General features: G+C 40.0%; 8 protein-coding genes. 6 read left to right on the forward strand and 2 right to left on the reverse strand.

The window, feature by feature from the left end:
* Positions 1-80 precede the first annotated feature (80 nt).
* Complete coding sequence (locus EV693_RS09355; protein ID WP_132502103.1) at positions 81-776, reverse strand: GDSL-type esterase/lipase family protein; 696 nt, start codon at positions 774-776, stop codon at positions 81-83.
* A gap of 81 nt (positions 777-857) precedes the next feature.
* Between EV693_RS09355 and EV693_RS09360 the strand changes: the two genes are divergently transcribed.
* The 3 genes from EV693_RS09360 (at position 858) to purF (ending at position 4,640) form a co-directional block, all read left to right on the forward strand.
* Positions 858-2,438: an FAD-dependent oxidoreductase gene (locus tag EV693_RS09360; RefSeq protein ID WP_132502104.1), complete on the forward strand. Its 1,581-nt coding sequence runs from the start codon at positions 858-860 to the stop codon at positions 2,436-2,438.
* 167 nt (positions 2,439-2,605) lie between these two features.
* Positions 2,606-3,106 (forward strand): CvpA family protein, encoded by a 501-nt coding sequence (locus tag EV693_RS09365; RefSeq protein WP_132502105.1) that lies wholly within the window; start codon positions 2,606-2,608, stop codon positions 3,104-3,106.
* A gap of 16 nt (positions 3,107-3,122) precedes the next feature.
* On the forward strand, positions 3,123-4,640 hold the full coding sequence (gene purF, locus EV693_RS09370) for an amidophosphoribosyltransferase (protein WP_132502106.1): 1,518 nt from the start codon (positions 3,123-3,125) through the stop codon (positions 4,638-4,640).
* 164 nt (positions 4,641-4,804) lie between these two features.
* On the opposite strand, the gene EV693_RS09375 is transcribed toward purF, so the two are convergent.
* A complete protein-coding gene (locus tag EV693_RS09375) occupies positions 4,805-5,593 on the reverse strand; it encodes an enoyl-ACP reductase FabI (RefSeq protein WP_132502107.1) in 789 nt (262 codons plus the stop codon).
* 248 nt (positions 5,594-5,841) lie between these two features.
* Between EV693_RS09375 and rlmE the strand changes: the two genes are divergently transcribed.
* The 3 genes from rlmE to EV693_RS09390 form a co-directional block, all read left to right on the forward strand.
* Positions 5,842-6,483: a 23S rRNA (uridine(2552)-2'-O)-methyltransferase RlmE gene (gene rlmE / locus EV693_RS09380; RefSeq protein WP_132502108.1), complete on the forward strand. Its 642-nt coding sequence runs from the start codon at positions 5,842-5,844 to the stop codon at positions 6,481-6,483.
* Positions 6,484-6,685: 202 nt separating this feature from the next.
* Positions 6,686-8,572, forward strand: coding sequence for an ATP-dependent zinc metalloprotease FtsH (ftsH, locus tag EV693_RS09385; RefSeq protein WP_243694598.1), 1,887 nt, complete (start codon positions 6,686-6,688; stop codon positions 8,570-8,572).
* A 240-nt stretch (positions 8,573-8,812) separates the two neighbouring features.
* On the forward strand, positions 8,813-9,636 hold an 824-nt coding region (locus tag EV693_RS09390; RefSeq protein ID WP_132502110.1), incomplete at its 3' end, for a hypothetical protein.

Raw genomic sequence — 9,636 nt, forward strand, 5'->3', positions numbered from 1 at the left:
CGAAAGGGAATAAAAGCGAAGAAAGGATTTCCCTCCCCCCACCGCTTACGGAGGGAGGGGAAATAATGGGGGCTAGGGAGTTATGACAAATAAGGTAAAAGTTGTGTTAGGATTTTGCGGTAGGCGGTTACATTGAGGTGAAGTCCTTCTCGAGTGTAGCGTAAATCCAGTTGTTTTTGTGAGTCTAGTAATAGAGGGTAAATGTTGATAAAAGGGCTATTGTGCTGTGTGGCATAGTCTTCAAGTTGATGATTTAGCGCAATGACTTTGTGATTTTCTCGCCCCTCTAACATCGTTTTATCAACTTTAGGATCGTTGCTGTTATTGGTTGGATAAACAGAAATAAAATGGAATTGGCACTCTGGCGTATGTTGCATTATTTGCTGGTGAATGCGTGAAATTCGTTCGACAATGGCACTGATTGGCTCTTTTGGCGTAAGTGGACGAGCGAGATCGTTAATACCGACAAGTAGAAAGAGTTTGCTTGGCTTTAGAGGGAGTATGTGTGTGTCTAAACGTGCTAAAATATCATAGCTGGTGTTACCGCTGATGCCTCGGTTGTAGATAGTATGAGTAGGTAACATTTCATTAATCGGAAATTCTTCTGTAATGGAATCGCCTAAAAATACGATTTGATGAGGTTTTGCAGTTTGGTTAAGTTGAACGTAGCGGTCGCTGACTAAATCGGTGTGAATTTGAGAAAATTGGGCTAGAAACTTTTCAGCTTCATTTTGCTTATCCTCTTTCACCCAGTTAAGAATGTCTCGAAGTGCCATAGTGGTTTCTCCTGAAAGTAAAAATGGTGCTGCTATTATAGACAAAATAAAGTAATAAAATCCAATAAGAAACGAAAAAAAATGATTGAAATTAGTCAAACGATTGAAACTGATGTACTTGTGGTTGGGGCAGGGATTGCTGGTTTGTCTTGTGCCATAGAGGCAAAATCGCAAGGGCTCAGTCCTTTATTAATTAGTAAAAGTCAAGTTGGAGCAGGGGCGAGCTATTTTCCGCTTAAGGCTACTTTAGGTATTCAGGTGAGTGGTGGGGTAGCTGATTATGCCTATTTTCAGCAAGATATTGAAAGGGTGGCACAAGGAATGGCTAACCCTAAGATTATTAAAGCCTATGTTGAGGAATCCGCACAGGCGATTGCGTTGTTAAAAAGAATTGGTTTTAAACCTTGGAAGCGGAATGATGAGCGCCCTGCATGCTTTGCAAAATATTCACGACCTATCTTTTTGATTAATCAGTGGCGAGATGCGGCTAAGCAGGCAAGAAAAATTCTTGAAGAAAAGGCAATTGCCTTCTATGAAAATGCGACATTATTGTTTATTGCTCGTGCTGAAAATCAAGTTCAAGGAGCGGTTTTTGCTGTAAATATTAGCGGTGAGTTTCGTTATATTTTTTGCAAAACTTCGCAGCTTATCTTAGCCACAGGCGGCATTGCGGGGTTGTATAAAAATAATCTATATCCACAAGATGTGATTGGCTCTAGCCATTTTTTGGCAAAACAAGCTGGAGCAGCACTTACTAATTTGGAATTTATTCAATTTATTCCTGCGTTTGTTAAGCCTAAATATAAAGTGCTTTTTGGTGAACATACCTTGAAATATGTAATAAAAGTGACAGATATCCGAGGTGAGAATTTATTCTCTGAATTGTCAGAGCAGGCGTTTAAGCAGATGATGCAAGAGCGAAGCAGTTATGCACCTTTTAGTGTGGATTTTGATTGCGTGAGATTTGATTTAAGGATAATGCAACATTTGTTGGAAAACCCACAAGAAAAAGGCGTGTATCTACATTATTCTCCTGCACTTTATGAGGATAAAGAGGAATTTTATCGTGTGTATTTGAGCTGGCTTGAACAGGATATTGGCATTCATTTATGCCGAGATCGTGTCGCTATTGCACCATTTGCACATAGCTGTAATGGTGGTGTGGTGATTGATGAATTTGCACAAACAGCGGTAAAAGGGCTGTTTGCTGTGGGGGAGGTTTCTTCTTGTATTGAGGGGGCAAATCGTTTAGGTGGGAATTCGGTGGGCGGAAGTCTTGTTTTTGCGAAAAGAGCGATTAGGCGTATTTTGCAAAATTTATCGCAAGAACGACCGCTTGTTTGTTGTTCTGAGATGATAAAACAGGCGGAGACATATTTTGCCTCATTGGATAAGCCAAATGGGGATAGAATGTTGAGTGCTAGTGAGGTGTTAAAGACCGTGCGTGAATTAATGGCGGCATTTGCAAATGTGTATCGAAGTGAAGCGAATTTGATAATGTTGTTAGAGGAATTGGTGTTGTTAGAAACGAAGTTTATGCCATTAGTCCATCACTTACATCAAGGCATAGAGATTTATCATAGTTTGAAAACTGCACAGCTTGTTGTTGAGGCGATGCTTGCAAGGAAAATGAGTTTAGGGGCACATTATAGAGAGGACTAAATTTCGCTCCCTCTGCAAGCGGAGGGGGCTGTCCGCAGGACTGAGGGAGGGGAATTGAATGAGAGAGAAGAAGTTATGGACGCATTTTTGGGAATTTTTCTACGCAAACGTTTTCTTTTTCTGTAAAATAGGCAACATTAAATGCCGTTAGGCAGATTGAGGAATTTATGATTGATATTGTAATCATTGGAATCGTTATTTTTTCGCTTTTTGTTAGTCTTTGGCGTGGTTTTATTAGAGAAGTTTTATCCATTGTTGGCTGGATTGTCGCTTTTGTTGTTTCGAGTAAATTTTACCCTTATTTAAGTAATTTGCTGTTGCAAATAGACTCTGTTTATTTGCAAAATTCGCTTTATATTCGTAATGGTGTAGCTATTGCTATCTTGTTTGTTGCAACATTAATTGTCAGCGGCATTATTAATACGTTATTGACGGCTCTAGTTGATAAAACAGGACTGACAGGGACAGATCGTGTGCTGGGGGCGGGTTTTGGTCTCTTGCGTGGGATATTGATTGTTGCGGCAATATTGTTCTTTTTGGATACGTTTACTCAATTTAGCCAAAGTGAGTTATGGAAAGAATCAACGCTTATTCCCCATTTTAATGTGATTGTAAAATGGTTTTTTGAACAATTACAGGCAAGTTCTAGTTTTCTCAAATCAAGTTAATTTTTAAGAGGTTATTATGTGCGGCATTGTTGGCATTATTGGTGGTACACCTGTAAATCAGGCAATTTATGAGGGATTGACGTTATTACAACACCGTGGGCAAGATGCCGCAGGCATTGTTACGATTGATGATGAAAACCGATTTCGCCTGCGTAAAGCGAATGGTTTAGTGAGTGATGTATTTCGCCAAGAGCATATGTTACGTTTACAGGGGAATGTTGGAATTGGACACGTTCGTTATCCAACAGCTGGCAGCTCAAGTGTGTCAGAAGCTCAGCCTTTTTATGTGAATTCCCCTTATGGTTTAACGCTGGTACATAACGGCAATTTAACAAATAATGCTGAATTAAAGCAGCTACTTTTTTCGCTGGCAAAACGCCACGTCAATACTAATTCAGATTCAGAATCACTGCTGAATATTTTTGCACATTATCTTGATCAATTCCCTGCTGAGTCGCTTTCGCCAGAGAATATTTTTGAAACAATTCGCCAAACTAATCGTGTGGTTCGAGGAGCTTATGCATGTATTGCGATGATCATTGGTTACGGAATGGTGGCATTTCGTGATCCTTTTGGCATTCGTCCGCTGGTGTTAGGCAAGCGAGATGTTGATGGAAAAACGGAATATATGTTTGCTTCAGAAAGTGTGGCACTTGATGTTGTTGGCTTTGAATATATGCGTGATGTGCAACCTGGGGAAGCGATCTACATTACTTTTGATGGGCAGTTTCATCATTGTATTTGTGCAGAAAATCCAAAGCTCAATCCTTGTATTTTTGAATATGTTTATTTTGCTCGCCCTGATTCAGTTATTGATGGCGTATCGGTTTATGCGGCTCGTCGCCATATGGGGCGTTTACTGGGGGAAAAAATTGCACAACAATGGCGTGATGAGCTATCGGATATTGATGTTGTGATTCCTATTCCTGAAACATCAATTGATATTGCGTTGCAAATTGCCAATGTGTTGGACAAGCCGTATCGCCAAGGTTTTGTTAAAAATCGCTATGTGGCACGCACCTTTATTATGCCAGGGCAAACGCAGCGGAGAAATTCTGTGCGACGTAAATTAAATGCGATTTCATCGGAGTTTAAAGGCAAGAATGTCTTGTTAGTTGATGACTCAATTGTGAGAGGTACAACCTCTGAACAAATTGTTGAAATGGCTCGAATGGCGGGAGCAAAAAAGGTTTATTTTGCATCAGCGGCACCAGAAATCCGTTATCCAAATGTTTATGGTATTGATATGCCAACTTGTGAGGAACTTGTTGCTTATGATCGTACGGTTGAGGAGGTGGCTAAGATGATTGGTGTTGATCGTTTAATCTTTCAAGATCTTTCTGCACTTTTCCAAGCGATACAAATGGAAAATCCAGCAATTGAGCATTTTGATGCCTCTGTATTTACAGGGGATTATATAACAGGTGATATTAGTCGAGAGTATCTTGATGATATTGCGAAACTTCGTAATGATAAAGCGAAAAGCAAGCTGGCAAAACAGGCGACAAATCTTGAAATACATAATGAGAGTTAGTGGCGATTTTCTGTGGGGTAAAATAGATACTTTAAACAACTAGTCTGTTCAAGCACGGCTGTCCGTAGGACTGAGGGAGAGGAAAATGATTTCTTCGATGTTACTTTTACTCTCCCTCCGCTTTCGGCACCTTGCTGCGTAAACGGAGGGAGGGAAATTTAAGATTATTCTTCGCCTAATTCGCCCATTGCTGTGATACTAAAACCAGCATCAACGTGCAAGACTTCTCCAGTTACTCCTGAAGCTAAATCAGAGCATAAAAATGCGGCTGAATTACCCACATCATCAATCGTTACGGTACGTCGTAACGCTGCTGTTTTTTCAAATGCAGAGAGCATTTTCTTGAAATTTTTAATGCCTGATGCGGCAAGTGTACGGATTGGACCTGCTGAAATTGCATTGACACGAATGCCTTCTTTGCCTAGATCGGCTGCCATTACACGAGTAGCCGCCTCTAAAGAAGCTTTCGCCAAGCACATCACGTTGTAATTTGGAATGGCACGCTCTGCCCCCAAATAGCTTAATGTTAAAAGAGAGGCGTTTTCGTTTAAATAAGGGCGTGCAGCCTGTGCCATTGCAACAAAGCTATATGCACTAATATCGTGTGCAATGCGGTAGCCTTCACGAGTTGCTGCATTGACATAATCGCCATCTAGTTGATCCCCTGGGGCGAAAGCGATAGCGTGTACGAAACCATCGAATTTTTCCCATTTTTTACTTAATTCTGCAAAGCAATTAGTAATGCTTTCATCGGTTGCAACATCTAATGGTAAGACGATATCTGAACCAAATTCTTGAGCAAATTCCTCAACACGAGGTTGTAACTTATCGTTTAAATAGGTAAAAGCTAATTCCGCACCTTGTGCTTTCATCGCTTTTGCAATGCCATATGCGATAGAACGGTTGCTTGCCAACCCTGTGATTAAAATACGTTTTCCAGCTAAAAAGCTCATATTGTTTCCTCTTTTATAAATGATCGGTTGTTGTTATTTTTGAACAACATTGTTCTTATCTTCAAAAACCGCTTGATTATAGCGAAAAAATTCTTTTCAGGAAATGCAAGCACTCAGATTGGAGCAGTTTTTTGCAAGAGCTTGTTATCCATCACTCTTTCATTTATTCAATAAAAAATCGTAATTTCTCCTTGAAATTAGCTGTTTCAGCCTTATTATAATTAACTGAATTTTATTGAGAGAGTGGTATGGGTAGAAAACGTAGTGCAAGCTCATCAAGATGGCTTGCTGAACATTTTAAAGATCAGTTTGTGCAAAAGGCACATAAACAAAAGCTACGTTCTAGAGCTTATTTTAAACTAGATGAAATTCAACAAACAGACCGCTTATTTAAAGCAGGTATGACTGTTGTAGATTTGGGGGCAGCACCAGGGGGCTGGTCGCAGTATGTGGTAACGCAAATTGGCGGAAGAGGAAGAATTATCGCTTGTGATATTTTGGATATGAATCCAATTGCAGGGGTTGATTTTTTGCAAGGGGATTTTCGAGATGAAGCGATTTTGAATGCGTTATTGGATAAAGTTGGCGATGACAAAGTTGATGTTGTTATGTCAGATATGGCACCCAATTTTAGTGGAATGCCCTCTGTAGATATTCCTCGTGCGATGTATTTGGTGGAACTTGCATTGGATATGTGTCGTCAGGTACTTGCAAAGAAAGGTAGTTTTGTTGTCAAGGTTTTCCAAGGTGAAGGTTTTGATGAATATTTGCGTGAGATTAGAGCGATGTTTAGCACCGTTAAAGTTCGTAAACCCGAGGCTTCTAGAGATCGTTCTAGGGAGGTTTACATTGTGGCAACAGGTTATAAAGGCGTGCCGCAGGTGAACTAAGCGATAGGTAGAGCTGTTGCAGATTAAATATCCTAGAGATAAGTTATCATAGTTGATATAAGTATAAGAGTGGATTAAGTATAATGTGGCATATCTTGCTGATTTATAGTAATCTTTGTGTGTTTCTTGTTAAAAAGAGGTAAGTGCCTTGAACGATTTATTTAAAAATATCCTGCTTTGGGCTGTTATTGGTATTACACTGATGGCAGCATTTCAAGGCTTTAATTCTACACTCACTGCATCGGATAATGTTGCCTATTCGACTTTTCTAAACGACATTAAAAATAATCGTTTAAAAGAAGTGGATTTTAAACGTAACGATGATGTGATTTCTGTTACACGCAATGATGGCGGGCAGTATCAAACGGTTATGCCGATGTATGATGAGTATTTACTACTTGATTTGGCAAAGACGAATGCGGTGGTAACTGGAGAGCCAGCAGAACGCCGTAGTTTGTTATCGCAAATTCTGATTTCTTGGTTTCCAATGATATTGCTGATTGGTTTTTGGCTTTTTTATATGCGTCAAATGCAAGGTGGTGGTGGACGTGGTGCCATGGGCTTTGGTAAAAGCAAAGCGAAAATGATTGAACCTGAACAAATCAAAACCAGTTTTAGTGATGTTGCTGGTTGTGATGAAGCGAAAGAAGAAGTTGCTGAAGTTGTGGAGTTTTTGCGAGATCCAAGTAAGTTTCAAAAATTAGGCGGACGAATTCCTAAAGGGATTTTGATGGTAGGACCTCCAGGAACAGGTAAAACCTTGTTAGCAAAAGCGATTGCAGGTGAAGCTAAAGTGCCATTTTTCACGATGGCAGGCTCTGATTTTGTTGAGATGTTTGTCGGTGTGGGGGCATCTCGTGTAAGAGATCTCTTTGAGCAAGCGAAAAAAAATGCGCCTTGTATCATTTTCATTGATGAGATTGATGCGGTTGGACGTAAGCGTGGTGGTGCGGGGTTTAGTGGTGGCCACGATGAAAGAGAGCAAACATTAAACCAAATGCTGGTTGAAATGGACGGCTTTGAAGGAAGTGAGGGCATTATTATTATTGCTGCAACAAACCGTGCTGATGTACTCGATGATGCTTTAACTCGCCCTGGGCGTTTTGACCGTCAGGTAAATGTTGAATTACCGAATGTGAAAGGACGTGAGCAGATTCTGAAAGTGCACCTCAAAAAAGTACCGCTTGCCTCTGATGTTGATCCAATGGTAATTGCAAGAAGTACCCCAGGTTATTCAGGGGCCCAACTTGCTAATCTTGTAAATGAAGCGGCACTCTTTGCAGCGAGGAAAGATCAGCGTTTGGTCACAATGGATAACTTTGAGCAAGCTCGAGATAAGATTGATATGGGGCCAGAACGCCGTTCTACCACAATGACGGAAAAAGAGATTATCAACACCGCTTATCATGAATCAGGACACGTTATTGTGGGGTATTTAATGCCAGAACACGATCCAATTAGTAAAGTTACTATTGTGCCAAGAGGCCCAGCATTAGGATTTGCTTTGTTCTTACCAGAAGGGGATCGAGTCAGTGAAAGTTTTACTAAACTCGAAAGCCGTTTATCAATGGCATTTGCAGGGCGAATTGCTGAAGGGCTAATTTTTGGTGAGGATAAAATTACGACAGGGGCAGCTTCAGATATTCAGCAAGCTACTCGTATTGCTCGAGCAATGGTTACGCAATGGGGTTTTTCGAATGAACTTGGACCTATTTTCTATCAAAATGAAGATGGAATGGGGGCGATTAAGGGCGTTTCGGAAGACTCGCAGAAGTTAATTGATCAGGAAATGCGGAAAATTATTGATCGTAACTATGAGCGAGCTAAGCAGACTTTACTAGATAATATGGATATTTTGCACGCAATGAAAGATGCTTTGTTGAAGTATGAGACCTTGGATCGCAAACAGATAGATAATTTAATGAACCGCCGCCCTGTAGGGGAGCCTGATGGCTGGAACGATAAAAATGAGAATGGTTCATCAAGCAATAAGCAGACTGATGATAATGCGACAGTGAGTGTGCTTGATTTAGATTCTCCAACAAGCCACGAAAGTCCAATATCGGATAATCCAGCGGATATTAAATAATTTATTAACTAGATGATAAAAAAGCTGAATAGAAATATTCGGCTTTTTTATTGAATTTCATATATTCCCTATACTGCGTTATTCGCACTGCTTTCCCTCTTTATCTAAAACAAAAATAAAATTTTTACCTATTTTGAGTGTAGTCGCTTGACAAAATATGCGGGGGGGGGGGGATAATCCGTGGTTAAGTCGCTGTCTGTATTAGACAGCGTAATATTACTTAACTTGGAGAATAATATTATGCAAAAATCTGTGTTTAGCTTAAAGAAGTCTGTTGTGGCTTTGGCTGTGTTGAGTGTGAGTGGTGTGGGGGTGGCTCAGGATGCTAGTTCTTCACTAGTTCCTTCTCATTTGAGTGTTTCACAAGTAGGTACTACCTTAGAGAGTGGAAAATATGGTGAAGCTATAAATAATCAAGTGTTAGATAATCTGAAAACAGAACTTGAACTCCTTACTTTGAATAGTTTATCCAAGATAGCTTACAATGGTGTACATGCGAATGGGATTTATAGAGGAGCTTCGCAACAGAAACTTTTTGAGTTCTTCTATAAAGGTACTGTTTCTGATCTTCCAAATGGAGTTAAAGTGATGGAAAAAATCAGAAACGGCAATATATTCGATACCAAGGAATTGGCTGAGAAAACAATAGAAATATTAAAACAAAGAGATAGCTCTTCACGAGCATTAAATTTAATGGAAGGCTTTGCAAAAGGATTAAATATAGATACTAAAGATGGTGCTCTTATTGCTTCTCTCGCTAACCAGTTTATTATCAATCAGAAACTACAAGAACTGACAGTTGGTTCACATAAACAATTAAAGCTAGACATTGGCCGTTTGGACGATGTGGTGAAGGGACAGGGTGAGGAGATTGATATTTTACAATTTGGTCTTGAAGATGCGATTCTTTCTGTAGAAGGGAACAGTAACCAAATTGCAGAAGTAAGCTATGATTTAGCGGACTTACAGTCAGAAGTAGAATACACAACCTCGACAATGCGAGAGGATATTGCAGAGGCTCATGAAGCGATTGTGTTACTGGATAGGGCAGATGAAATACAGTT

This window comes from Nicoletella semolina, from assembly GCF_004345745.1.
In the GTDB taxonomy this organism is placed as follows: domain Bacteria; phylum Pseudomonadota; class Gammaproteobacteria; order Enterobacterales; family Pasteurellaceae; genus Nicoletella; species Nicoletella semolina.